Source organism: Flagellimonas sediminis, from assembly GCF_010500845.1.
GTDB lineage: Bacteria > Bacteroidota > Bacteroidia > Flavobacteriales > Flavobacteriaceae > Flagellimonas > Flagellimonas sediminis.
The window spans coordinates 306503-330617 of sequence record NZ_JAAAMI010000002.1; the positions used below are offsets into that span (position 1 = coordinate 306503).

Sequence of the window (24115 nt, forward strand, 5' to 3'; positions counted from 1 at the left end):
CGGGTCGAGCGCAGTCGAGACCTCAATGATATGACTAAAACCTTCAACATAAACAACATCGTCAGAAAATCTGTTGCGGCATTAAAACCCTACTCTTCGGCAAGGGATGAATATGTTTCCGATGGGTCCACCATGATTTTTTTGGATGCCAATGAAAATCCCTTCGATAATGGGGTCAACCGGTATCCTGATCCTTACCAAAGAAGCCTAAAGGCACTTTTAGCAAAGCAGAAGGGTGCTTCTGAAGAAAACATGCTTTTGGGCAATGGCAGCGACGAGGTATTAGATTTGATTTATAGAGCTTTCTGTGAACCCAATCAGGACAATGTAATCACTTTGCCACCTACGTATGGCATGTACAAGGTACTGGCAGGTATTAATGCAGTGGAAAACAGGGAAGTTTTGTTGACCACGGACTTTGAACCCGATGTTCCCGCTATTCTGGACAAGGTGGACAAACAAACCAAGCTCATTTTCATCTGCTCGCCCAATAATCCCACCGGAAATTCCTTTAAAAGGGAAAGTATGGAGAAACTCTTGGAATCCTTTCATGGATTGGTAGTCATTGATGAGGCCTATATCGATTTTTCAAAGCAGGAGAGTTTTTTGTCAAGTTTGAAAAAATATCCAAATTTGGTCGTTACCCAAACGTTGTCAAAAGCCTACGGCTTAGCTGGGATTCGTTTGGGAATATGTTACGCTTCCGAAGAGATCATCTCCATTTTAAATAAGATCAAACCACCTTATAACGTCAACCAATTGACCCAGCAAAAAGCATTGCAGCGGATCCTGAATGAAGATGCCGTGCAGCAGGAAGTCGTTCAAATTTTGGAAGAACGTTACAATCTAGAGCAGGCACTGCAAAACTTGGACTTTGTGGAGAAAATATATCCCTCCGATGCCAATTTTGTACTAACCAAGGTTGATAATGCCGATAAGCGTTATCATCAATTACTGGAAAAACAGGTCGTGGTACGGAACCGAAGTACCCAGCCTTTGTGCGAAAACACACTGCGGTTTACCGTTGGTACACCAGCCGAAAATAAAGCATTGATAGCCATTTTAAAGCAACTATGAACATGGGCAAAAAAGTATTATTCATTGATCGCGATGGAACCATTATCAAGGAAACCATTGATGAACAAATTGATTCCTTTGAAAAATTGGTCTTTTATCCCAAAGCGTTCACGTTTTTAGGAAAAATCGCAAAGGAACTGGATTATGAATTGGTCATGATTACCAACCAAGATGGATTGGGAACAGATATTTTTCCCGAGAACACGTTTTGGCCCGTACATAATTTCATTGTCAACACATTTGAAGCTGAAGGAGTTGTTTTCGATAATGTTTTTATCGACAAGACCTTTGCAAAAGATAATGCCCCGACCCGAAAACCCGGGACGGGAATGCTCACAGCCTATTTTTCGGAGGAGTATGATCTTGCCAATTCCTTCGTTATCGGGGATCGTTTGACCGATGTGGAACTCGCCAAAAACCTTGGCGCGAAAGGCATCTATATCAATGATGAAACCCATTTGGGAACCGGGGAGATTACCGTAAAACGGGAAGAATTGGACCCATATATCGCCTTGGAAAGCAACGATTGGGAAAAGATTTATGAGTTTTTGAAGTTGGAGAATCGCGTTGCTGAAATCCATAGAAAAACCAACGAAACGGATATTCAGATCAAATTGAATCTGGATGGAACCGGAAAAAGCGATATCCATACCGGATTGGCCTTTTTTGACCATATGTTGGATCAGTTGGCCCGACACGGACAAATGGACCTAACCATTAAAGTTGATGGTGACTTAGAGGTAGATGAACACCACACCATTGAGGATACCGCTATTGCCTTGGGTGAAGTGTTTTCCAAAGCCCTGGGCAACAAATTGGGCATTGAACGCTATGGGTTTTGTCTGCCCATGGACGATTGTCTGGCCCAAGTTGCCTTAGATTTTGGAGGAAGGAATTGGCTGGTTTGGGATGCGGAGTTCAAAAGGGAAAAGATTGGTGAAATGCCCACTGAGATGTTTTTACATTTCTTCAAATCGTTCTCTGATGGGGCCAAGGCTAATTTGAATATCAAGGCAGAAGGCATCAATGAGCACCATAAGATCGAGGCCATATTCAAAGCTTTTGCCAAATCCATCAAAATGGCAGTAAAACGGGATGTGGAGAAAATGGTACTGCCCTCAACGAAAGGAATGTTATAAAAATGGTCATTTCAAGGGAACCCGAAACTGAGAAATCTAGATTTTTCACTTCGTTCAAAATGACAAAAAAAGAAGTACAGTGAAAATTGTAATCATCGACTATGGTGCGGGAAACATCCAAAGCATCATCTTTGCCATAAAGCGATTGGGCCATGATGCAGTATTGTCCCATAATGTCAAAGAAATCCAAGAGGCGGACAAGATCATTTTCCCTGGGGTGGGAGAGGCCAGTTCGGCCATGACCAAATTGAGATCCAGCGGATTGGACACCCTCATTCCAGAATTGGAACAACCCGTTTTGGGGATTTGCTTGGGCATGCAGCTCATGTGTCATTCCTCAGAGGAAGGAAATACACGTGGACTTGGTATTTTTGACTTAGACGTAATGAAATTTTCCAACCAAGTGAAGGTGCCGCAAATCGGTTGGAACCAAATAACAGATTTAAAAACGGACTTGTTCAAAGGGATTCCTGATAAGTCCTATATCTATTTGGTGCACAGTTTTTATGCTCCACTAGGAAAGGAAACTATTGCAACTTCCGAATACGGACTGGAATACAGTGCAGCCCTTCAAAAAGAAAACTTTTACGGAGTACAGTTTCATCCTGAAAAGAGCAGCGATGTAGGCAGTGCCATTTTGAATAATTTTTTAACCCTCATTTAAATGGAATTCTACATTTCTGATGACAAGGGAAAATTGGATGTTCCTAAGATTCACCAAGCTGTTACATCCACCTACTGGGGTGGTGGCAGGACCATGGACCAAACCTTGATGACCATTGACAAATGTATCTGTTTCGGTGTTTATTCCGATAAGGATGAACAAGTAGGTTTTGCTAGACTATTGACAGATTCCTTGATATTCGCTTATATCATGGATGTTATAATTTTCGACCCCTATAAAGGCAAAGGATTGGGTAAAATGTTGGTCAAACACATTTTGGAAAGACCAGATATCCAACAGGTTAAAACGGTAGCCTTGAAAACGAAGGATGCCCATAGTTTTTATGAGGCTTTTGGTTTTAAAAGAGTGGGTAGTTCAGAAATGTGGTTAGCTATTGACCGCGCCAAATATGATTAAGCAATGAGATTGATTCCTGCCATAGATATTATTGAAGGGAAATGTGTCCGTCTTTCCAAAGGGGATTACGGCACTAAAAAAGTCTATAATGAAAATCCAGTGGAAGTTGCCAAACAATTTGAAGCGCACGGCATTCAACACCTCCATTTGGTAGATTTGGATGGTGCTAAATCCAAGCACATCGTTAACCACAAGGTTTTGGAAAGCATTGCCTCCCAAACCAGCCTCAAAATTGATTTTGGCGGAGGTCTAAAATCAGACGAAGACTTAAAAATCGCCTTTGAAAGTGGGGCTTCCCAAATCACTGGGGGCAGTATTGCAGTGAAGGAAAAAGAAACTTTCTTGGGTTGGCTGGAGACCTATGGTCATGATAAAATCATTTTGGGAGCCGATGCCAACAATGAAAAAGTGGCGGTTTCAGGTTGGCAGGAAGAATCCAAGCAAGATCTAGTACCTTTTATACAATCTTATCAAAAGGAAGGCATTCAGTATGTCATTTGTACCGATATCAGCAAAGATGGGATGTTGCAAGGACCTTCTTTCGATCTATACCGAAAAATTCTGGCCCAAACCGCAACGGGATTGAAATTAGTAGCCAGTGGAGGCATTTCTACCTACGATGAAATTCCCAAGCTTGCCGAAATCGGCTGTGAGGGCACCATTATTGGTAAGGCCATTTATGAAAACAGAATCAGCTTGAAACAATTGGAACAATACATTCTTGGACATGGATAAAGAACAACAACTTCGGGAAGAATTGGCTTGGAATGCGGGATACCGTATGAACGAAAGCCTTCGCATGATCAAAATCTGTCTCGATAAATTGCCCGAGGACAAAGTTTGGCAAAAACCGAATGAGTCCAGCAACAGCATTGGAAATTTGATACTGCATTTATGTGGCAATATTACCCAATACGGGATAGCTTCCATCAAAAATGAAGAGGACAACCGCAAGCGGGATGAAGAATTTTTCACCACCTCCGGATATACCAAAGAGGAATTGTTCAAAAAACTCAGTGAGACCGTGGAAGAGGCGAAAAGGACTTTTTACGAGGCTCCATTACAGGAATTGCTCCGGAAACGTTCCGTACAGGGATTTAATTTTTCCGGGGTTGGGAACATCATCCACGTCACAGAACACTTGTCCTACCATACAGGGCAGATTGCCCTTTGGACCAAACTGTTGGAAAACACCGATTTGGGCTTTTATGATGGGGTGGATTTGAATGTGAAGAACGAATAACGCCATTCCAAAAAACATGCTTACAAAACGAATCATTCCTTGTTTGGACATCAAAAACGGACGCACCGTGAAAGGCGTCAATTTTGTGGACCTTCGTGATGCCGGAGACCCTGTGGAACTAGCTGCCATTTATGCCCAAGAAGGGGCAGACGAACTCGTCTTTTTGGATATTTCGGCCACAGAGGAAAAGCGTAAGACCTTGGCAGAACTGGTCTATCATGTGGCGGAAACCATCAACATTCCGTTCACGGTAGGTGGTGGCATCTCTTCCGTGGAAGACGTGGACATTTTATTGAAGAATGGCGCCGATAAGGTTTCCATCAACTCTTCAGCAGTAAAAAGACCAGAACTCATCAACGAATTGGTTGCCAAATTCGGCTCCCAATGCATTGTGGTCGCCATCGATGCCAAACAGATTGACGGCACTTGGAAAGTGCACTTGGTGGGCGGTAAAGTTCCAACCGAAATCAATCTATTCGATTGGGCCAAAGAAGTGGAAGAGCGGGGAGCGGGAGAGATATTGTTCACCTCCATGGACCACGATGGCACCAAAAATGGTTTTGCCAACGAGGCATTGGCGCAATTGTCCGAATCGGTGAACATTCCCATCATTGCATCAGGAGGTGCCGGAACCATTTCCCATTTTACCGATACCTTTGTGGAAGGAAAAGCGGATGCTGCCTTGGCTGCCAGTGTGTTCCATTTCAAGGAGATTGAAATACAAAATCTGAAGAACGAATTGAAGAGGGAAGGGATTCCTGTTAGAATATAATTGATTGCCATATCAAACTGTCATCCTGAGCGCAGTTGAAGGAGTTGTCGAGATATGATAGATTCAAAAACAACATAGTATGAAAATTGACTTTACCAAAAACCCTGAAGGTCTTGTACCTACCATCATCCAAGATGCGAAGACCAAGAATGTGCTCATGTTGGGCTATATGAACCAAGAAGCATTCGATACTACCCTGAAAACAGGAAAAGTGACCTTTTTCAGTCGTTCCAAACAACGGCTTTGGACCAAGGGTGAGGAAAGTGGAAATTTCCTGAACCTCGTCGATATAAAAGTGGATTGCGACAACGATACACTTTTGGTCAGTGTAAGCCCAGTCGGACCAACCTGTCACAAAGGAACCGATACCTGTTGGGCCGAGGAAAATGTTCAGGCATACGGCTTTTTGTCTACCTTGGAAAACATCATCGAATCCCGAAAAAATGATCAGGACAATCCAGATAGCTACGTGGCATCATTGTTCCGAAAAGGCATCAACAAAATAGCCCAAAAAGTAGGTGAGGAAGCTGTGGAGACAGTCATTGAGGCCAAAGATACAAACGACGACCTTTTCCTGAACGAAAGTGCAGATCTATTGTTCCACTATCTGATCTTGTTGAAGGCCAAGAACTTTAAGCTCAGTGACGTGGTCAATATTCTGGAGCAGCGACACTGACCACGCCAGCAATTCAATCTTTTTTGATAACACGGGAAGACCCGGACAGCTCACTTTTCAATATGGTGGCGTCTCCCTTGTAATTAAGGGTACTGGCACCGGAAGCTTTCACTCTAATAGTTTCTTCCACGGAGAGAAATGCGGTACTGGCACCCGAAAGGTCAATGTCCAAATTGGAAATGTCCAACCCAAAATCCAATAGATCGCTACTTCCGGAAAGCTCCGCATCCAAAAATGAAACGCTTCCGGTCACATCGATGGACGAAGCGCCATCAAGGTCCACCTCCAATCGGTCAGCAACCACCTCTCCTTTGAAATCAGAGGCGCCGGAAACCCCAATTTTACCGTCCTGCACATCCCATACATTTTCCAAGACCAATCGGGACGCCCCATCAAGACGGAATGCAGAAAGATCTGTGGTGGTGATATACGCGTTCATAACGGCCTTGCCTTTTATTGAAGTATGGCTTATCAACCGGATGACCAATTCGTCCCCGTCTTTTTCGACCACAATTTTTTCATGTAGATTGTCATTGGCCGCAATGCGGATTTCTTCCTCAACCTCGGAAAAATTGATATACACTTGAAATGCATCGGAAACCCTCAACCTAGTATAACCTTCTATATTATGGTATACAGAGGTCACCTCTCCATGCGCATGAATGGTTTCATGGTCGCAAGAAGAAAAAAGGGTCAATAGCACAATGAGCAGTGTGGCACTGATTCGTGTTTTCATTTTTGATTGTTTTTTGATTGATGTGATGAATGTTTGAAAATACTATCGATTGATAGATGGGACGGAGACCCATTGAAATGGAATGGCCGACCAGCCCTTGTTTCCGTTTTGTGCGAATACTTGTTCGTTTTTTGAATAGACCCGTAATGTGTTGATCGGATGGTGGGAGCGATTTAAATTTCCCATCAGTCCAGTTGTTTTCGATATCGGTTACGGCCCATGTTGAACACACCCAACTTGACCCCGATACCCCCAGAAAAACCATTGAGCCTGTCCACCGGACTTTGTGCGAGGTCAATTTTATTGGACATTCTGTACCGCACCCCTGCTTCCAATTGGACATATCTGGACACATTGAACAGAACGTTCATGCCCGGCTCCAGAACAAATATGGCATCGATGTCGTCTTCGTCAAGGTCCACATTCTCATCCCTTCGCACAGCGTCATGGTCAACATAGCCCATACCACCACCGCCAATCAATATGGGAAAGGATAAGCTTACCCTATTTTTGCCAAACAAGATGGGTTCTAAATGTAGTCCCCCATATACGGCAACTATATCATCATTGTTGTTTGTTCTCGGATTAAAGATGTTCTGTTCGGAATACAGTATGTTGGCCATGAAACCTACTTCAAACTGTCTGTTGGCCACGTAGGCCACTTTTAGTCCTCCAATGTAAGTGTCCTCACCCTCAATTTCACCAAAGTAGGTGGATAACCCTAGGTAGACCCCATGCACTACATTCTTTCGGTCATTGAAGGTAATGTATTGGCCATCATCATCCTGAGCGAACCCCAGGGTACCCATTAGTAAGAAAAGTAAGAAAATTGTCGCTTTTTGATTGTTCATTTTTATTGGATTTCTGATTGATTTTTTTCTAAAGACAATGCATTGGGCAAAGGGTTGCATTTTTTAGTGTTTTTTTAATCGTTAATGGTCACTATTCCCTTTTCACCTTGTATGGAAATGCTTCCTTTTCTTTCCTTTCCATAGGTGGCATCTATTTTTCGAAGCCTACGGCCCTTGTCCAACATTTCGGAGCTGACGTTCTCAAAAGATTTGGGCAGGCGCACCACACCTTGCTCCAAGGTTGCCGTGAAGCGGTGAGAGAAATGACTTACTGTTAGTGTGATATCAGCAGATTCTTGCTGTATGGATATTTCAGCAGATGGGTTTATAATGTTGTACACCTGAAAATCCGCAATCTTCATTTTCATGTCCGCATCGCCTGCCAACCGTTCCAATTTGAATGTTGTGAATTCCAAATTTCCAAATAGGGAACCCACTTCGTTTATGGAGATATTGTCCTTGTTGGAGTATACCTCCAACGAATTGACCGAATTCATATGGATTTCCGTACCATCACTTCGCAAACGTAGATTTTTTGAATTTTCCATATCCAATTCACCTATTTTTAAATCCAGATCCGCATAGTTCAAATCCTTGGCGCGGACTTTCCCATATCTCAAAACAATATCGGCCTTGTTTAAACTTTCCCCGATCCACAAATCACCATGCTCGATCAAGGTATTTAGGGTACCTGAGCAGTTTTCAATGACCACATCCCCAAAACGATTGGTAATCTTGAGTCCGGCTTTTTGGGGAAGGTATACCTCATAGTTTATTTGTACATGGCTCCGGTCAAAATCAATGGGATTTGCACTGTTTAGAAGATCGGCAAACCATCCCGTATTTTTATTGGTGATTTCCGAAACAATGGAAATATAACCGTTACTCGTTTTTATATTTGGGTTGATACGCTCCAACAAGTCCTCTGCACTTTCCTTTTTACGATGGTTAACAGTAATGGAAATGTTCACCAGAACTTTGTTCTGGTCCCATCCCTTGAGCGTAACATTACCATATTTATTCTCTAATCTAAACTCGTCCGAGTTTGTCAAGGGGAAGCTTTTCTCAATGGTTTTGAATACCTTTTCCTGGGCCATTCCGAAATGTACCGAAACCAGTAGCAAGGCAATCCATAGGATCATTCTATAACGTGTATCCATAATCATCTCCGTTCGGTTTTTTAGATTCGTTTAACTGGTGCAACAAATTTTCAATGAGTTCAATGCGCTTTTTATAATTGCCCACTATGGCTTCCAGCACTTGCTCATTGTCAAGGTTTTTTTGCATTTCCTTTTTTAGGACTTCATATTCCGTATCGAGTTCATCCATAAAGGACAGGAACTCCGCTTTGTTTTCTTCGGAAAGGGCCTGGTTGTTTTTTACCAATTGCACTTGGTAGGAAACCAGGTCTTTATAATACATATCTATCTCCATCAATTCTTTGGAAGCATACTGTGTTTTGTCGGCACTGTTGTTAAATACTGCCAGTCCAAAAAACGAAGCAATACCCAACAATAATAGCACAGAGGCAGCCACACGAAACAGGGGCCTTTTCCATAAAGGGATTACTTTGGGTTTCTCCTGACGTAGTCCTTCTGAAATCTTTGCCCACATTTTGTCCTTGTCCGCTTTATGCCCGTCAAATTGACCTGCATTGTGCCTGATATGTCTTTCAAAATTGTCCATTACAGTTCATTGATGATTTCCAATAATTTTTTCTTGGCCCTGTGGTATTGGGATTTGGAAGTACTGGTAGAAATACCCAAGATCTCCCCAATCTCCACATGGTCATATCCTTCAATCAAATACAGATTGATGATCTCCCGGTAACCATCCGGGAGTTGGGCAATGCCCTTTTTCACTTTCAAAATATCCACTGCCTCGGCCTCTACAGGTTCCTCATCTGCCAAATGAAACTCATGCGCTTCCATGGGTACTACAGAGATACGTTTGGTTTTCAGATGGTTGATGCTTTTATTGATGACAATCCGCTTAAGCCAAGCGCCAAAACTACTTTCATACTTAAAGTGGTCAAGGTTCTTAAAGGCTTCTACAAAACTATCTTGCACTATATCCTCGGCATCTTCAGTATTTCCCAAAAACCGAAGCCCCACATTGTACATGGCATCCACATAGCGGGAATACAGCTCATATTGCGAGCTGGAATTTCCTGCTTTGCACTGTTCCACTATGGATCTATGCGTAAAACGGATGTCTGTTTCCAATGGCTTAGGTTGATGCCTTGTTTGAGCTAAAGACAAATGCAAAAGTAAAAGGTTGCACCTGCGTGCAAAAAATTATCAAATACTTTAAAAATGATCAAAAAAAAGAAATGTGTGCAACCCTTCATTTCTTGAACTGTCTATGGTGGTGAACATAAAACAATACAATCATCAAAACTTCAAAAAATGAACAGAAGAACGCAATTGGGCCAGACGGCCAAAAGCACCGTTTGGTTGTTGCTTTTCCTTTTGGGCTGTGCACAGGCCATGGCACAGGAAAGTTACACCATAAGTGGGACCATTACCGACAAAAACAATGGGGAAACCCTTTTTGGGGCTTCGGTGCTCTTGGGAGGGACCACGATCGGTGGAATAACCAATGAATATGGTTTTTATTCCATCACGGCTCCGGCAGGGGAATATATCCTAAGGATTTCTTACATGGGCTATAATGAGGTCAACATGAAGATCAATCTGGATAGGGACTTGAAAAACGATGTGGAAGTCTCAGAGTTCTCCACCGAACTGGATGAGGTGGTCGTCACCGCGGATGAGCCGGAACGTGCCCTTTTGGGCAAACCCGAAATGAGTGTGGTGAAGATGAACATGGGCACGGTTAAGCAGATGCCCGTAGTGCTCGGGGAAGTGGATGTGCTGAAATCCTTGCAGATGTTGCCCGGCGTCACCAACAACGGGGAAGGAACAGGAGGTTTTCATGTTAGGGGAGGCGCCCAGGACCAAAACTTGGTATTGCTCGATGAGGCCATCATTTACAATACTTCGCACATGTTCGGATTCTTTTCGGTGTTCAATGCCGATGCCATCAAAGATGTTAAACTTTACAAAGGAGGTATTCCTGCACGCTTTGGGGGCAGGGTCTCCTCAGTATTGGACATCCGTCAAAAGGACGGCAACAATAAAAACTTTGCCCTCACAGGTGGTATCGGGGTCATCTCCAGCAGGCTGACGGCCGAGGGACCCCTTTTTCGCGAAAAAGGCTCCTTTTTGATTGCCGGTCGCCGTTCCTATGTAGACCTATTGCTCAAAGCCGCAGGGGAAGACAACAGTGTCAGTTTTTACGATTTGAATCTCAAGACCAATTATGCAATCAATCCTAACAACAAATTATTTCTGAGCGGTTATTTTGGCCGGGATGCCTTTAAATTGGGGAGCAGTTTTGACAGTAGTTATGGTAATGCTTCGGGCAACCTACGTTGGAACCACATCTTCAATGACCGTTTGTTCTCCAACCTTTCTGCAATTTGGAGCCGATATGACTACGATCTGGAATTTGCCCAGGATGAATTTGAATGGATCTCTTCCATCACCAATTACAACCTTAAATATGATTTCAAACATTATTTGAGCGATGCCTTCAACCTGGATTTTGGGGCGAATGGCATCTATTACGATTTTGATCCAGGGGAAGTGAACCCAACAGCGGATACATCTCCCGTAAATCCGTTGAAACTGGACCAGAAAAGGGCATTGGAAAGTGGCATCTATATCAATGCAGAGCATAAACTGACCCCCAGCCTGACCCTACAGTACGGTATGCGGTACAGTGCCTTTTCTCGCTTGGGCGGACAACCCATTTCCAAATACGCGAACGGCCAACCTGTGGTATACAATTCCCTGTTGGGCATTTATGAAAGGGGTGAGGCCATTGGGGAAGAGGACTATGCCAAAAGTGAGACCATCGAGACTTTCGGCAATCTTGAGCCCCGGGTTTCCTTGGCCTATCTTCTCAATGAGAATTCGTCCATCAAGGCCGGTTATTCCCGAACGGCACAGTACATCCACTTGTTATCGAACACTTCATCGGTGACCCCATTGGACGTTTGGACGCCCAGTGGCCCTTTTATCAAACCACAATTGTCCAACCAATATGCTTTGGGCTATTTCCGCAATTTTTTGGATAAGGTATACTCCTTGGAAGTTGAGACCTATTATAAGACCGTGGACAACCGAATCGATTATATAGACGGGTCGGACCTCATTGGCCAGAATACCATAGAAACTGAGATTTTGAACGGCGAAATGAGGGCCTACGGATTGGAACTGTTGTTGCGAAAGAATGAGGGCAACTTCACCGGATGGATCGCCTACACCCTTTCCAAGTCTGAACAAAGGACCTTGGGAGGAACCGCCGGTGGTCCGGGCATCAATGATGGCGACTGGTACAATTCTGCTTTTGACAGGACCCACGATATTTCCATTTCTGGTGCTTATCAACTGAATGATCAATGGAGTTTTGGGACCAATTTGGTTTTTCAAACAGGAAGGCCGGTAACCTATCCGAATGGGCAATATGTATACGAAGACCTGTCCATTGCCACCTATGCACCAAGAAATTCAGACCGTTTGCCCGCCTATCATCGGATGGACGTTTCCTTGAATTACAAACCTAGGAAATATCAGAACAAGCGTTTTAAAGGAGAATGGGTGCTTAGCATCTATAACCTCTACAACAGAAAAAATGCAGCCTCGATTTCTTTTGGTCAAAATCTGGAGACGGGCGCCAACCAAGCTACCCGGACAGCTATTTTTGGCATTGTACCCTCATTGACCTACAACTTTAAATTCTAAACAATGAAAACATTTAAAAAAATCATACTGGTTATTATCGTCATTGCTTTTGCTTCGTGCGTTGACGTGGTGGATGTAGAGGTCCAAAATGGTCCCACACGATTGGTGGTGGAGGCATCCTTGGATTGGGAAAAAGGGACCGCGGGCAACCAACAGACCATCCGTTTGAGCGAATCCACTCCTTTTTTTAACACGGGTACCATCACAGAAGTTACTGGTGCATCCGTGGTGGTGACCAATGATACGAGCGGTGATGTTTTTGTCTTTGCAGACCAAGGCAATGGAGAATATCTTTCCACGACCTTTGAACCTGTATTGGCACAATCCTATACCTTACGCATCGAGCACAACGGAGAGGTCTATACCGCCACAGAAACCATGACGCCAGTGACCGATATTACCGACATTTTTCAAAACCGGGAGGAAGGATTCAATGACGAGGAACTTGAAGTCCACATCGTTTTCACCGATCCCGAAGAGGAAGGTAACAACTATCTCTTCAGATTTCAGCGGGAAGGCGATCTGCTGCCCGGTCTGGAAGTGGGCGAAGATAGATTCTTGAACGGAAATGAAATTGATTGGTGGTACGAGATTGAGGAGGATGAAGATGAGCATATCGATCCTTTTCAGCCTGGCGATATATTGCACATTGAAATGTATGGGATTTCACGCCCCTATTATGACTACATCAAAATTTTGGTCGAACAATTGGGCGGCACAGGTCTTTTTGAATCTACCCCTGTAACCGTAAGGGGCAACTGTATCAATGAGACCCATCCTGAAAACTACGCCTATGGATACTTCAGGTTGACCCAAGTGGTAAAGGCCAGTTACACCTTTGTGGAAGAATAATTTAGGTTGGTTTGATGCCAGAGCGTCGGGTTTCTAGGGCCCGACGCTTTTTTTTGGCCTTACGTTAAGTTTTTTCTAAAGGAACGGCCTTTACATAGAAATGTCTTAATTTTATGTGATGGCTATGAACACAAGAAAAGGATTTCGTTTTACCACTTACGAAGCTCCGGACCAAACCCCGTTCGAAAAACTCTTCGAGATTTTTCAGGAATTGATTACCCACACTTCAGGTGATGTGGAGGAAGCTCTGGATTGGCTCCGTGAGTTGGACAAGGAATATGAGCTTACCGATGACGATTACACCATCGACGATTTTATAGAAGACCTGAAGGCCAAGGGATACATTCGTGAAGAATTTGATTTGGATGGTGAAAAGGGCGGTGAAGATGGGGAAGAGGGCGATGAAAGTCCGGCAGGCGGAGGCTTATCCATGACGGCCAAATTGGAACGCATGTTGCGCCAACGGGCCTTGGACCAAATTTTCGGGAAAATCAAACGCAGCGGCTCCGGCAACCATCGCACGGAGAAATCGGGCAGGGGAGACGAGCATACGGGAGAGTTTAGGGAATATCGCTTCGGGGATTCCTTGGAACATATTTCTATGACCGAAAGTTTGAAGAATGCCCAGGTGAACCACGGATTGGACACCTTTTCCATGAGTGAGGAGGATTTAGTGGTGGAGGATACCCAACACAAGGCTCAAATGAGTACCGTGCTCATGATCGATATAAGCCACAGCATGATATTATATGGAGAGGATCGCATCACTCCCGCCAAAAAAGTGGCCATGGCTCTCGCTGAATTGATCACTACCCGGTATCCAAAGGACACTTTGGATATTCTGGTTTTTGGAAACGATGCCTGGCCCATTCCCATAAAAGATCTACCCTATTTGCGGGTGGGGCCCTACCATACCAATACCGTGGCAGGATTGCAATTGGCCATGGACATGCTCCGCAGAAAAAGGAACACCAATAAGCAGGTTTTTATGATTACGGATGGGAAACCTTCCTGTATTCGGCTTCCCGATGGAAACTATTACAAGAACAGTGTGGGGCTGGACGAGTACATCGTAGAGAAATGTTATACCATGGCACAACAGGCCCGAAAACTACATATCCCCATTACCACTTTCATGATTGCTGAAGACCCCTACCTGATGCAGTTTGTCCGAGAATTTACCAAAGCGAACAAAGGCAAGGCCTTCTATACCGGATTGAAAGGTTTGGGCGAAATGATTTTTGAAGATTACGAACAGAACAGAAAACGAAGAATTAAAGGATAAAGACCATATGAAATTGGATCATACCAAAATAAAGACATTAGGAGAATTAAAATCGGCCGGGTACAAGAGCAAAAGCATCAAGGATGAATTGCGTGAAAACCTGTTGTCCAAAATCTCTAAGAAAGAAGAAGTTTTTGAAGGGGTTTGGGGCTATGAAAACTCTGTAATCCCAGAGTTGGAACGCGCCATTCTGTCCCGACATAATATCAACCTGCTTGGACTTCGTGGACAAGCCAAGACCCGTTTGGCGCGTTTGATGGTGCAGTTGTTGGATGAATGGATGCCCGTTGTGGAAGGTTCCGAAATCCATGATGATCCGTTGAACCCCATTTCGCGATATGCCGTAGAACTCATCAAGGAAAAGGGGGACAACACTCCCTTAGTGTGGGTCCACAGGGACGAACGCTTTTTTGAAAAATTGGCAACCCCCGATGTTACCGTCGCCGATCTGATTGGGGATGTGGACCCCATAAAAGCCGCCAATCTTCGGCTTTCATATGCCGATGACCGTGTGATCCATTTCGGGATGATCCCCAGGGCCAATCGCTGCATTTTTGTGATTAATGAATTGCCTGATCTGCAAGCAAGGATCCAAGTGGCTTTGTTTAACATTTTACAGGAAGGCGATATCCAAATCCGCGGCTTTAAGTTGAGGCTTCATTTGGACATTCAATTTGTATTTACGGCCAACCCTGAAGATTATACGAACAGGGGAAGCATCGTGACCCCTTTAAAGGACCGAATCGGTTCCCAAATTTTGACGCATTATCCGGAGACAGTGGAAATTGCCAAGAAAATTACCAAACAAGAGGCCCAACTGGACAGCAGACAGTCAGACACCATTTACGTCCCAGAAATTGCAATGGACCTATTGGAACAAATCAGTTTTGAAGCACGGAAAAGTGAATATGTGGATGCCAAGAGTGGCGTGAGCGCGCGTATGAGCATCACTGCTTTCGAAAATTTGTTGAGCACGGCAGAGCGCAGGGCCATATTGGCCGGAGAAACCAAAACTTCTGTACGTTTAAGTGATTTTATGGGGGTAATCCCATCCATCACCGGAAAAATTGAATTGGTCTATGAAGGAGAACAGGAGGGGGCAGGCTTTGTGGCCGAAACCTTGATTGAGGATGCCATCAAAACATTGTTCCCCAACTTTTTCCCGAAAATTGATAAACTACAGCGCAAGGAACAAGAAACCGAATACGATGAACTCGTCAATTGGTTTTTTGATAGCGAAGGATTTGATCTGTTGGATGATGAGGGAGAAGCTTCCTATAAATCAAAACTGGATTCCGTTGGCCCGCTCAACAATCTCATCAAACAATACCAACCTGAAATTTCCAAAGAGGATTCCTATTTTATGAAGGAACTATTGCTTTGGGGGCTGGTAGTCCATAAAAAATTGAGCAAACACCGTTATGAGCAAGGGCTTCAGTTCAAAGACCTGTACGGTAGCTATATTCGGGGGTTATAATCTTGATGTCTATTGCCAAATGTTAAGGTTGTCGTTATAGTTTTCAAAATTGTAGATGCCCACATATCGTTTTCTTAGCCAAAAGGTATAGATGGTCAAGATGGGCAATATACTATAGAGCACCAGGGAAATTGTGGCAACAGGTTTAAAGGTGGAGGGAATCACATGCTCCCCATATTCCTTAATGGAATTGAGCACCGTGATACTTTCATAAATTTTAAACACGTACACACCCATTATGATATAAAGGGCATATTCGATATTGCGCATTTTTGGGTCAGGAAGCTCTCCTTCCGATATTTTGAACCAAACCACATATAAGTACAACAAATGTACTATGGTAAGAACCGGGAAAAGGTAATTTTCAGCCTTAAGGAAGTAGAATTTATTGGTATACACCCCGTAAAAGTCTAGAATAATCAAGACCAATAATACAGCTAAGGATGCCAGTATGTTTCTTTTCCAGGTGATGATTTTCGAAATTGTATTCATATCAAAACTTGATTTGGGATTCTAATTTGATATAAAATAAAGGGATAAAAATGAAAGGATTCAATCTAATCGATAAACAGCGGGCAATGTCAGATAATCAGAAAAATCTGATAACAAATGCCATTTATTTATCTAGTAAAAAGCTGATTTTCAGTTATTCAAACAGGTCGGAAGACAAGTACCGATCACCTCTATCACACACAATGGATACGATGGTTCCATGATCCAACATTTCTGCCAACCTAAAAGCTACTGTTGCTGCACCACCACTGCTCATACCGGCAAAAATCCCCTCTTCCTTGGCCAGTTTCTTGGCCATTAAGGTAGCATCCGCTTCACTGACTTCCATAACGGTATCCACCTTTCTTGAATCAAAAATCTTTGGCAAATATTCTTGGGGCCATTTGCGTATACCCGGTATTTTGGACTCATCAGTGGGTTGCACCCCTACTATCTGGATATCGGGGTTCTTTTCCTTTAAAAATGTAGAGGTGCCCATAATGGTCCCCGTGGTTCCCATACTCGATACAAAATGGGTAATCTGCCCTTCGGTATCCCTCCAAATCTCAGGACCTGTGGTTTTGTAATGGGCCTTCCAATTATCATCATTGGAGAATTGGTTAATCATGATGAATCCTTCATTTTTCACTTTGGATTCCGCATAATCCCGTGCGCCCTCAATGCCTACATCGGCAGGGGTCAAGGTTACTTTTGCGCCATAGGCACGCATGGTCTGAACCCGTTCCTTTGTAGAGTTTTCGGGCATCACCAATTCTATATCCAACCCAAAAAGACTTGCGATCATGGCCAAACCAATGCCGGTATTTCCACTGGTGGCCTCTATCAATTTGGATGCTTTGGAAAAATCGCCTCTTTCAAGTCCGCTCTTTAACATGTTATAGGCCGGGCGATCTTTTACACTTCCTCCTGGATTATTGCCCTCAAGTTTAAAAAGAACTTTGACGTTCGGATTGGGATTCAATACTTTCGACTCCACCAAAGGGGTGTTGCCTATAAGGTCTAGGATGCTTTTAGACATTTGGAGCTGTCTTTATTTTGATTTCAGGAGTATGAAAAACCGTGGAATTTGGCGGTACGGAAGCCGTTACCCAGGCGTTACCACCGATAATGGAATTTTCACCAACAACGGTATTACCTCCCAAAATGGTGGCGTTCGCATAAATGGTAACATTACTCATGATGGTGGGATGCCGTTTGGTCTTTTCCAGGTTTTTGGCCACATATAACGCTCCAAGTGTTACACCCTGATAAATTTTCACATTGTCGTGTATGATGGCGGTTTCACCAATGACCACACCAGTGGCGTGGTCGATAAAGAAGGATTTTCCAATTTTGGCTCCAGGGTTGATGTCCACACCGGTCTGTCTATGCGCATACTCGGTCATCAGCCTAGGGATCAAGGGAACATCTTGAACATAAAGTTCATGCGCCAATCGGTAAATGGCAATGGCATAAAAGCCAGGATAGGCCATATAAATCTCACGGATAGAAAGTGAAGCCGGATCGCAGTTTAGGATTGCTTCGGCATCCAGGTTCAGTTTTTCCAAAATTCCCGGCAACTCGGATACGTAATTGTTCCAAAGTTGGTTACTAGGTCGTTCCAGTTCCCAACATGCCATATCCATCAACCCGTTGAACTTATTTTCCAACAGTTCCAGGTTCACGGCCACCGGGGTATTAGCATCAAAAAGGGTATAAAAAAGTGTATCCGTGAAATCTTCCGTTTCTTGCTTAAGCCTGTAATCCAAGTGGGGCAACTTTTTGTGCCTGTTCAGCTCTGCGATGATTTTTTCCTTGTCCATACTACTCTTATTGTCTTAAAATTAGACAAATCCTTACCACAGCCTATCAGAAAAGGCTAACTTTAGTTTAAAAATAACATATTATCGATATATGGCGGCCCACACTACGATTTCCAAAGATGCATTTGATTTTTTAACACAACTTGAAAAGAACAACAACAAGGAATGGTTCGAAGCGAACAAGAGGATTTTTAAAAAGCATGAAACTGCAGTGAAAGGATTTTACGAGGCGGTGAAGGACAACCTGAACCACCATGACGAGATCGAAAAAATGAAAATGTTCCGCATTTATCGGGATGTACGTTTTTCCAAGGACAAAACGCCGTACAAATCCCATTTTGCAGGGTCCTTTTCTCGTTTAGGCAGCCATTTAAGGGGAGGATATTACCTTCATCTTAAGCCGGGCGGATCCTTTTTGGCCACTGGTTTTTGGGATCCAAACAAAGAAGATCTCTTCCGGATACGAAAGGAATTGGAAATGGATGCCTCCGAATTCCGCAAAGTGATCGGGCAGAAATCCTTAAAATCCATTTGGGGGGAATTAAAGGGGGATGCTGTTAAATTGATGCCGAAGGGTTTTGACAAAAACCATCCCGACATTGATTTGATCAAATTCAAGCAATTTATTTTCACTCGAAATTTGACAGATGAAGAAGTGCTATCCGATTCCTTTTTGGACGAAGTGGACAAATCCTATCGAGCCATTCGGCCCTATTTCGACCTGATGAGCGACATATTGACCACAAATTTGAACGGCGAATCAATCCTGTAACTGGGCCTGATAATCCAACAATTGGACCTGGTCTTTCAGTCGTTCGATCACCATGTTCATCATACGTTTGTTCAAAGAGGAAGAATTGGTGATGTAATCTTGGTATTCTTCCACGGTAAACTGGCCTATGACCATTCCCTTTAAGGAATTCCTGAATTTGATATCCTTTTGGATGGCCCCTTCAATAAACTGCATTTTGCGCTCCAAGGAAAGCTCGTGAAAAGCTCCCTTGTGTTTGGCGATGTAGTTCTTGAAAGCCTCTACCAATAAAAAGTTTTGGAGCTTGATGACGGGTCGCAAGGTTTGGTTCTGGAAACGCTCATCAAAACCCATTGCGCTGTTGAAATGTGTCTGCGGAATGTCTGGACGGATGTCCAAAAGACTCTTGGATCGTGAATCCATGGCTGTAAGTTTTAATAAAGTTACATATTCAAAAACCGTACAATTTTTGGGGAGGTAATAGTTTTTAACGATGTTATGAACAGGTTGGGGTACCGCCATATTTACGTTTTGTACCCGTTACTATAAAGTTTATGGTTTTAATCTCTTCAGTTGTTGGTAGAGCGTAGTTTCCTACTTTTAAGAAAATGTAACTAGCAGACGTTAACTAATGAATAAAACTTGGGCATAGCCAACCGTATTAATGGTATATGATAAATAAGTTAGGCACCAATATAAAAACCGAAAGTGATATAATCGGAAATTTTCAAAAACAACACTGCGTGGCTTGCAAGTTTAAAAAAGCTGATAGAAGTGTAGTTAACTTGAAATTTGAAATACTAACCGAATAAACAGTTAATTTAAAATAGGATTTCAAATGGAAAATTCAAGTCACAGTCAATCAAAAATTTTCAAGGGGGCGGGCTGGTTATTAGGAATTGCGATCTCAATTGTAGGGGCTATGGTAGTGTTTATCTTCTCTGACAGTTTTGCTGCGGCTATTTCAGCAGCTTTACCGATTGGTATTTTTGCAGGTATTGGTTTAGACCAAAAATTTCAAAGAGAAAATGAGCGAGTCGTTCCTAAGAAAACTAAAATGATGATCGGTTCTTTATTATTTGGTTTTATCACTTTCGTTGTATTTTATATTATTCTACATTTTTAAAAATTCTTTTTGACCGCTTGCAAAATCAAGGAGAAATAGAAAAAGAATTTGTAAAACAAATCCAAAAACATCAAGGGATTTTGCATAAGATCTGCTTTGTCTATTCAAATAGCAATGCAGATAAGGAAGACCTATATCAAGAAATTGTTTTGCAATTATGGAAATCGTACCCATCATTCCGAAAAGAAGCAAAATTTTCAACTTGGATGTATCGGGTTGCTCTAAATACTGCAATTACATTAAACAAGAAGGCGGCCTTATTTGAAAATCACAAGGTACAACTAAGTAATAAATATGCTGTTGCTGAAGTTCTTGACTATTCCGAAGACATTAAAATTCTTTATAAAGCAATTTCAAAACTGAGCAAAATAGAAAAGGCCGTTATTCTGCTTTGGCTTGAAGAAAAGGCATATGGTGAGATTGCTGAAATCGTTGGGATATCGGAAAAAAACGTAAGCGTAAAATTAGTGAGAAGCAAAAAGAAGCTCGCCAAAATCATAAAAAAGATGGGCTGATGGAAAATTTGGATTTAAATAAATATCAATTAGCTTGGAAAAACGAAGAATCATTTCAAGCAGAAAAACTTTCTGAAATTGAAATTCACAATTTTATGAAATCTACTTCAAATATTGGGGGGCAATACAAAAGGTCTATACTTTTCGATATAGTTTTTAAAAGTTTCTTATTCATTATATTCATTGTATTGATCTTTCTTCTAAAAAATCAATCAATAACCACTCTTACTATTCCATTTTTTATTTTCATAGCCGCCTTTGGAATAATTTGGCAGATAAAAGTTTACAAAAGAGTTGATACAATAAGCATTGGGCATGAACACTTAAAAAGATTACTAAGAGCTTATATCGACTTCTATAATGGACAATTTGTTAAATCCATATTTGTGAGTGCCTTGTCGAGTACCTTATTTTTTATTGGCGGCTCTCTTTTTTATCTATACTTCAAATACGGGCAAATCCCATCTTTTGAAATAGATGATTTTATTGTTTTGACCATAGGAATTGCTTTAAGTTATGGTGTTAGCGCTTTTGCCCAAATAAAACAAAATGAATATCAAATTAAGGAATTGGAAAGTTGTTTGGTTGAAATTGAGGAAAATACAATAGCTGCGTCAAGCATTAAAAAATATCAAACTAACAGGATAAAAAATTTAATCACGATTGGTATTGCATTGATTATTGGTGCGGTTATTTTTTTGTATCTAATTTTTGGATTGATTAATTAAAAGGAAAGTTGAAATGAAAAATCTATTTTATTTATTGTTTCGTTTGGAATCATTTCAGCAGCAATAGCAATTTATCCGTTTGATCAAGGCACTACTCTTTTAGGGAAGTTTAAGTGTTTTATATTCAGCAATATTTTTTTATCTGGTTGGTTAAACTACAAAAAGGTAAAAAAATAAAAGCCGGTTCCGAATTAAATCAAATAAACGAATCTTTGGAAAAGATAAAAAATTTGGGAGATAGATATCCCAAACAATTACAATCCAAGATTGGTAAATAAGTAGTATAAGATAAAAGTCCATCTGCCAACAAAGTATATAAAAATCGGCAAAGTAGACCATCCTGAAGGACCATCCGGACACACCAGTGGTGCCTTCCCAATATGGGCAAAGGAAAGAGCGGCTTTCTGAGGCGTAACAATGTTAAACTATTGCACTCTTTAAAAGGAAAACATGGACTGGCCCAACATGTATGCCATCTTAATTGACCATCAATGAAAGTAACGATCAATTTCTTTACTCTTTCAATGCTCCTAATCCTATCATCTTGCCATACCAACAAGGACAACGACATCATGGCCTTTGCTAAAAAACAGCGAACAAGTGCCAAGGATTATATTATCGGGTTATATCAAAAATATGACATTGTAATCCTAATGGAAAGGGACCATGCCGAGTTCACGCAATACAAACTCTTCATGGATGTAATCTCAGACCCCTATTTCATAGAAAAGGTAGGTGCTGTCTATACTGAAGTGGGTGTCACAAACCTAGGTCCAAAAGTAAACTCATTCTTTGGGGAGCAAGGATTGGATTCGTTGGAAATAAATCAAAAAGTCAATGATCTATACCACCAGGCAGATTATAACCATCTCTGGTTTGGATACAGTTTTCCATGGTTGATCAAAGAACTCTATAAATTGAACAGCATTTCACGCAATAAAGTGTCCCTATATACTTGTGATCTAGCTTTTGAATGGGACACCTGTGCAACAGAGGAAGAATATGACCGTTTTGACGGTAGTGACGACTTCAATCACAGGGACTCGCTTATGGCAAACAATTTCATCCGCCAATATGAAACCATTCAACAAGCACATAACGGAGACAAGAAAGCGTTGGTATTAATGAACACACGACACGCTTATTTAACGGATACACATTATTCAAAAAATGACCCAAGAAGAAATTTTGGGGCCTATCTAAAGAACTATTTTGGTGACAAGGTGGCTTCCGTTTGTATTTTAGGTCTTGCCCATCCCAACGATTGGAAAACATATTCGGTAGTGAAGGATGATTATTGGGATTATTGTTTTGAATCGAATGACAAAACCGACATAGGTTTTTCCTTAAAGAACACCCCTTTTGGAGAAGAAAAATTTGACCTTACACCTGTAGGATGGGATGTTGACAGTCTTCTATACCAAGATGTTTTCACTGGCATGGTTTTTTATAGATCCATTCAGGAACATGTGCTAAAAAAGGGGTGGGACAACACTATTGACGAAAATTTTAAGGCAGAGTTCATCAGACGTTGTACATTTATGGGACTAACAGAGGAAGAAATAGATGCGGAAATTCAGTTTTTCAATACTGCTACCACCTCAAAGTATGATAACTTGAAGACAAATAGGGAGAAAATTGACAAATGGAAAAAGAACAATTTTTAAAATACCCTCTAACATTCCTGTAGCATGAAGTTTGGCAAAGTAGACCATCCCGAACGTATTGATTTTACCATCCCGAAGGACCATCCAGATACGCCGGTGGTGCTTTCCAAATATGGGTCCAAAGGAAAATTCAATGTATTTGTGGGCTGTGCCAAATGGAACCGTCAAGACCTTAAGAATTTTTACCCAAGGGGCACCAAAGATGAATTGCAATACTACGCGTCCCAGTTCAATTGCATAGAGCTCAATGCCACATTCTACCGCATCTTTCCTTCGGATACTTATGAAAAATGGTACGACAAGACCCCTGAAGGTTTTAAGTTTTTTCCAAAAATGACCAATGAGGTGAGCCATCTCCGCCGATTGAACGACCAAGTGTACCCTGTGGTGGACCGTTATTTGGAAGTGACTTCGCTCCTCAAGGAAAAGTTGGGGACCATCTTTTTGCAGATGCATAACAACTTCGACCCCAAAAATTGGGATAGGGTAGTGCGCTTTGTGGAATACTGGCCCAAGGAATTTCCATTGGCCATGGAGTTCCGCCACACGGATTGGTTCACCGATGAAACCGTGGCCCAAGAGCTGTATCATTTGCTGGAAGAGAACAACATTGCCAATGTGCTGGTAGATACTGCAGGCAGGAGGGACCTGATGCATATGCGGTTGACCAATAATGAAGCCTTTATCCGATATGTAGGCGCCAACCATCCATCCGATTATCCTCGACTTCAAGATTGGGTAAAACGATTATCTACTTGGAAAGAGCAGGGATTGGAAAACATCCATTTTTTTGTGCACCAAAACCTGGAACTGGAATCGCCTTTGTTGTCCGCCCATTTGATCAAGCAATTGAATCCCGTCCTGGGTTGTAATCTAACTATACCGGCCACTGTAAACCCTTCACAACAGGGTCTTTTTGACTAAACCCAAAATTTTCATCGATTTAAAAATCCTTCGTCAATAAAATTATAGAGTCCGTAGTGCTTGGTAATGAATAGTTTGAAATTCATAAT

Annotated in this window: 27 protein-coding genes; 18 read left to right on the forward strand and 9 right to left on the reverse strand. The window is 42.2% G+C overall.

The window, feature by feature from the left end; all coding sequences use genetic code 11:
- The first annotated feature begins 30 nt into the window (after nt 1–30).
- The 8 genes from hisC (at nt 31) to hisIE (ending at nt 5988) form a co-directional block, all read left to right on the forward strand.
- On the forward strand, nt 31–1077 hold the full coding sequence (hisC, locus tag GTK07_RS05970; protein ID WP_163634037.1) for a histidinol-phosphate transaminase: 1047 nt from the start codon (nt 31–33) through the stop codon (nt 1075–1077).
- Nucleotides 1078–1079: 2 nt separating this feature from the next.
- Nucleotides 1080–2216: a bifunctional histidinol-phosphatase/imidazoleglycerol-phosphate dehydratase HisB gene (hisB, locus tag GTK07_RS05975; RefSeq protein WP_163634039.1), complete on the forward strand. Its 1137-nt coding sequence runs from the start codon at nt 1080–1082 to the stop codon at nt 2214–2216.
- A gap of 79 nt (nt 2217–2295) precedes the next feature.
- Nucleotides 2296–2880, forward strand: a complete 585-nt coding sequence (gene hisH / locus GTK07_RS05980) for an imidazole glycerol phosphate synthase subunit HisH (RefSeq protein WP_163634041.1) — start codon at nt 2296–2298, stop codon at nt 2878–2880.
- On the forward strand, nt 2881–3297 hold the full coding sequence (locus GTK07_RS05985) for a GNAT family N-acetyltransferase (RefSeq protein ID WP_163634043.1): 417 nt from the start codon (nt 2881–2883) through the stop codon (nt 3295–3297).
- A 3-nt stretch (nt 3298–3300) separates the two neighbouring features.
- Nucleotides 3301–4032: a 1-(5-phosphoribosyl)-5-[(5-phosphoribosylamino)methylideneamino]imidazole-4-carboxamide isomerase gene (gene hisA / locus GTK07_RS05990; RefSeq protein ID WP_163634045.1), complete on the forward strand. Its 732-nt coding sequence runs from the start codon at nt 3301–3303 to the stop codon at nt 4030–4032.
- On the forward strand, nt 4025–4540 hold the full coding sequence (locus tag GTK07_RS05995) for a DinB family protein (protein ID WP_163634047.1): 516 nt from the start codon (nt 4025–4027) through the stop codon (nt 4538–4540). The genes hisA and GTK07_RS05995 overlap by 8 nt, the downstream gene beginning before the upstream one ends.
- Before the next feature lie 16 nt (nt 4541–4556).
- Nucleotides 4557–5312, forward strand: coding sequence for an imidazole glycerol phosphate synthase subunit HisF (gene hisF, locus GTK07_RS06000; protein ID WP_163634049.1), 756 nt, complete (start codon nt 4557–4559; stop codon nt 5310–5312).
- A gap of 79 nt (nt 5313–5391) precedes the next feature.
- Entirely contained in the window at nt 5392–5988 is a 597-nt protein-coding gene (gene hisIE, locus GTK07_RS06005) for a bifunctional phosphoribosyl-AMP cyclohydrolase/phosphoribosyl-ATP diphosphatase HisIE (protein ID WP_163634051.1), read from the forward strand.
- Nucleotides 5989–6001: 13 nt separating this feature from the next.
- Here hisIE and GTK07_RS06010 read toward each other — a convergent pair whose 3' ends face one another.
- The 5 genes from GTK07_RS06010 to GTK07_RS06030 form a co-directional block, all read right to left on the reverse strand.
- Entirely contained in the window at nt 6002–6724 is a 723-nt protein-coding gene (locus GTK07_RS06010; protein ID WP_163634053.1) for a head GIN domain-containing protein, read from the reverse strand.
- A gap of 185 nt (nt 6725–6909) precedes the next feature.
- The gene (locus tag GTK07_RS06015; protein ID WP_163634055.1) at nt 6910–7575 is read right to left on the reverse strand and encodes a hypothetical protein; all 666 of its coding nucleotides are present in this window, start codon (nt 7573–7575) and stop codon (nt 6910–6912) included.
- Nucleotides 7576–7649: 74 nt separating this feature from the next.
- Nucleotides 7650–8741 (reverse strand): hypothetical protein, encoded by a 1092-nt coding sequence (locus tag GTK07_RS06020; RefSeq protein WP_203583740.1) that lies wholly within the window; start codon nt 8739–8741, stop codon nt 7650–7652.
- Nucleotides 8719–9261, reverse strand: coding sequence for a hypothetical protein (locus GTK07_RS06025; protein WP_163634059.1), 543 nt, complete (start codon nt 9259–9261; stop codon nt 8719–8721). The genes GTK07_RS06020 and GTK07_RS06025 overlap by 23 nt, the downstream gene beginning before the upstream one ends.
- Complete coding sequence (locus tag GTK07_RS06030; protein WP_203583741.1) at nt 9261–9800, reverse strand: RNA polymerase sigma factor; 540 nt, start codon at nt 9798–9800, stop codon at nt 9261–9263. The genes GTK07_RS06025 and GTK07_RS06030 overlap by 1 nt, the downstream gene beginning before the upstream one ends.
- 183 nt (nt 9801–9983) lie before the next feature.
- On the opposite strand from GTK07_RS06030, the gene GTK07_RS06035 reads away from it, so the two are divergent.
- The 4 genes from GTK07_RS06035 (at nt 9984) to GTK07_RS06050 (ending at nt 16000) form a co-directional block, all read left to right on the forward strand.
- Entirely contained in the window at nt 9984–12386 is a 2403-nt protein-coding gene (locus GTK07_RS06035) for a TonB-dependent receptor (protein ID WP_163634061.1), read from the forward strand.
- 3 nt (nt 12387–12389) lie between these two features.
- Nucleotides 12390–13238: a DUF4249 family protein gene (locus GTK07_RS06040; RefSeq protein WP_163634063.1), complete on the forward strand. Its 849-nt coding sequence runs from the start codon at nt 12390–12392 to the stop codon at nt 13236–13238.
- Between the two features lie 118 nt (nt 13239–13356).
- On the forward strand, nt 13357–14523 hold the full coding sequence (locus GTK07_RS06045; protein ID WP_163634065.1) for a vWA domain-containing protein: 1167 nt from the start codon (nt 13357–13359) through the stop codon (nt 14521–14523).
- 7 nt (nt 14524–14530) lie between these two features.
- Nucleotides 14531–16000, forward strand: a complete 1470-nt coding sequence (locus GTK07_RS06050) for a magnesium chelatase (protein WP_163634418.1) — start codon at nt 14531–14533, stop codon at nt 15998–16000.
- Nucleotides 16001–16009: 9 nt separating this feature from the next.
- Here GTK07_RS06050 and GTK07_RS06055 read toward each other — a convergent pair whose 3' ends face one another.
- The 3 genes from GTK07_RS06055 to epsC all read right to left on the reverse strand — a co-directional run bounded on the left by GTK07_RS06055 (nt 16010) and on the right by epsC (nt 18315).
- Nucleotides 16010–16492, reverse strand: coding sequence for a hypothetical protein (locus GTK07_RS06055; protein WP_163634067.1), 483 nt, complete (start codon nt 16490–16492; stop codon nt 16010–16012).
- A 154-nt stretch (nt 16493–16646) separates the two neighbouring features.
- Entirely contained in the window at nt 16647–17531 is an 885-nt protein-coding gene (cysM, locus tag GTK07_RS06060) for a cysteine synthase CysM (RefSeq protein WP_163634069.1), read from the reverse strand.
- The gene (gene epsC / locus GTK07_RS06065) at nt 17524–18315 is read right to left on the reverse strand and encodes a serine O-acetyltransferase EpsC (RefSeq protein WP_163634071.1); all 792 of its coding nucleotides are present in this window, start codon (nt 18313–18315) and stop codon (nt 17524–17526) included. Before epsC ends, cysM begins: the two co-directional genes overlap by 8 nt.
- Nucleotides 18316–18406: 91 nt before the next feature.
- Here epsC and GTK07_RS06070 point away from each other — a divergent pair, with 91 nt between their 5' ends.
- Nucleotides 18407–19087, forward strand: coding sequence for a DUF2461 domain-containing protein (locus GTK07_RS06070; RefSeq protein ID WP_163634073.1), 681 nt, complete (start codon nt 18407–18409; stop codon nt 19085–19087).
- Here the strand turns inward: GTK07_RS06070 and GTK07_RS06075 are convergent.
- Nucleotides 19076–19489 carry a glyoxalase gene (locus tag GTK07_RS06075; protein WP_163634075.1) on the reverse strand — a complete coding sequence of 138 codons (414 nt, stop codon included), beginning with the start codon at nt 19487–19489 and terminating at the stop codon, nt 19076–19078. The genes GTK07_RS06070 and GTK07_RS06075 overlap by 12 nt on opposite strands.
- 415 nt (nt 19490–19904) lie before the next feature.
- Here GTK07_RS06075 and GTK07_RS06080 point away from each other — a divergent pair, with 415 nt between their 5' ends.
- From GTK07_RS06080 to GTK07_RS06100, 5 genes are all read left to right on the forward strand, one after another.
- Nucleotides 19905–20192, forward strand: a complete 288-nt coding sequence (locus GTK07_RS06080; RefSeq protein WP_163634076.1) for a hypothetical protein — start codon at nt 19905–19907, stop codon at nt 20190–20192.
- 17 nt (nt 20193–20209) lie between these two features.
- Nucleotides 20210–20707 carry an RNA polymerase sigma factor gene (locus GTK07_RS06085; RefSeq protein WP_203583742.1) on the forward strand — a complete coding sequence of 166 codons (498 nt, stop codon included), beginning with the start codon at nt 20210–20212 and terminating at the stop codon, nt 20705–20707.
- Nucleotides 20707–21435 (forward strand): hypothetical protein, encoded by a 729-nt coding sequence (locus GTK07_RS06090; protein WP_163634078.1) that lies wholly within the window; start codon nt 20707–20709, stop codon nt 21433–21435. Before GTK07_RS06085 ends, GTK07_RS06090 begins: the two co-directional genes overlap by 1 nt.
- Before the next feature lie 491 nt (nt 21436–21926).
- A complete protein-coding gene (locus tag GTK07_RS06095) occupies nt 21927–23102 on the forward strand; it encodes an erythromycin esterase family protein (protein WP_163634081.1) in 1176 nt (391 codons plus the stop codon).
- 24 nt (nt 23103–23126) lie between these two features.
- Nucleotides 23127–24026, forward strand: coding sequence for a DUF72 domain-containing protein (locus GTK07_RS06100; RefSeq protein WP_163634083.1), 900 nt, complete (start codon nt 23127–23129; stop codon nt 24024–24026).
- Nucleotides 24027–24115: the final 89 nt, after the last annotated feature.

Excerpts from the sequence above, each read along its gene's own strand:
- epsC (WP_163634071.1), bottom strand. The coding sequence starts at position 18,315 with ATGGACAAGGAAAAAATCATCGCAGAGCTGAACAGGCACAAAAAGTTG.
- GTK07_RS06015 (WP_163634055.1), bottom strand. The coding sequence starts at position 7,575 with ATGAACAATCAAAAAGCGACAATTTTCTTACTTTTCTTACTAATGGGT.
- GTK07_RS06095 (WP_163634081.1), top strand. The coding sequence starts at position 21,927 with ATGAAAGTAACGATCAATTTCTTTACTCTTTCAATGCTCCTAATCCTA.
- cysM (WP_163634069.1), bottom strand. The coding sequence starts at position 17,531 with ATGTCTAAAAGCATCCTAGACCTTATAGGCAACACCCCTTTGGTGGAG.
- GTK07_RS05985 (WP_163634043.1), top strand. The coding sequence starts at position 2,881 with ATGGAATTCTACATTTCTGATGACAAGGGAAAATTGGATGTTCCTAAG.
- GTK07_RS06020 (WP_203583740.1), bottom strand. The coding sequence starts at position 8,741 with ATGATTATGGATACACGTTATAGAATGATCCTATGGATTGCCTTGCTA.
- GTK07_RS06100 (WP_163634083.1), top strand. The coding sequence starts at position 23,127 with ATGAAGTTTGGCAAAGTAGACCATCCCGAACGTATTGATTTTACCATC.
- GTK07_RS06035 (WP_163634061.1), top strand. The coding sequence starts at position 9,984 with ATGAACAGAAGAACGCAATTGGGCCAGACGGCCAAAAGCACCGTTTGG.
- hisIE (WP_163634051.1), top strand. The coding sequence starts at position 5,392 with ATGAAAATTGACTTTACCAAAAACCCTGAAGGTCTTGTACCTACCATC.
- GTK07_RS06075 (WP_163634075.1), bottom strand. The coding sequence starts at position 19,489 with ATGGATTCACGATCCAAGAGTCTTTTGGACATCCGTCCAGACATTCCG.
- GTK07_RS06050 (WP_163634418.1), top strand. The coding sequence starts at position 14,531 with ATGAAATTGGATCATACCAAAATAAAGACATTAGGAGAATTAAAATCG.
- hisA (WP_163634045.1), top strand. The coding sequence starts at position 3,301 with ATGAGATTGATTCCTGCCATAGATATTATTGAAGGGAAATGTGTCCGT.
- GTK07_RS06040 (WP_163634063.1), top strand. The coding sequence starts at position 12,390 with ATGAAAACATTTAAAAAAATCATACTGGTTATTATCGTCATTGCTTTT.
- GTK07_RS05995 (WP_163634047.1), top strand. The coding sequence starts at position 4,025 with ATGGATAAAGAACAACAACTTCGGGAAGAATTGGCTTGGAATGCGGGA.
- GTK07_RS06010 (WP_163634053.1), bottom strand. The coding sequence starts at position 6,724 with ATGAAAACACGAATCAGTGCCACACTGCTCATTGTGCTATTGACCCTT.
- GTK07_RS06045 (WP_163634065.1), top strand. The coding sequence starts at position 13,357 with ATGGCTATGAACACAAGAAAAGGATTTCGTTTTACCACTTACGAAGCT.
- GTK07_RS06070 (WP_163634073.1), top strand. The coding sequence starts at position 18,407 with ATGGCGGCCCACACTACGATTTCCAAAGATGCATTTGATTTTTTAACA.
- hisF (WP_163634049.1), top strand. The coding sequence starts at position 4,557 with ATGCTTACAAAACGAATCATTCCTTGTTTGGACATCAAAAACGGACGC.
- GTK07_RS06055 (WP_163634067.1), bottom strand. The coding sequence starts at position 16,492 with ATGAATACAATTTCGAAAATCATCACCTGGAAAAGAAACATACTGGCA.
- GTK07_RS06080 (WP_163634076.1), top strand. The coding sequence starts at position 19,905 with ATGGAAAATTCAAGTCACAGTCAATCAAAAATTTTCAAGGGGGCGGGC.
- GTK07_RS06090 (WP_163634078.1), top strand. The coding sequence starts at position 20,707 with ATGGAAAATTTGGATTTAAATAAATATCAATTAGCTTGGAAAAACGAA.
- GTK07_RS06025 (WP_163634059.1), bottom strand. The coding sequence starts at position 9,261 with ATGGACAATTTTGAAAGACATATCAGGCACAATGCAGGTCAATTTGAC.
- hisC (WP_163634037.1), top strand. The coding sequence starts at position 31 with ATGACTAAAACCTTCAACATAAACAACATCGTCAGAAAATCTGTTGCG.
- hisB (WP_163634039.1), top strand. The coding sequence starts at position 1,080 with ATGGGCAAAAAAGTATTATTCATTGATCGCGATGGAACCATTATCAAG.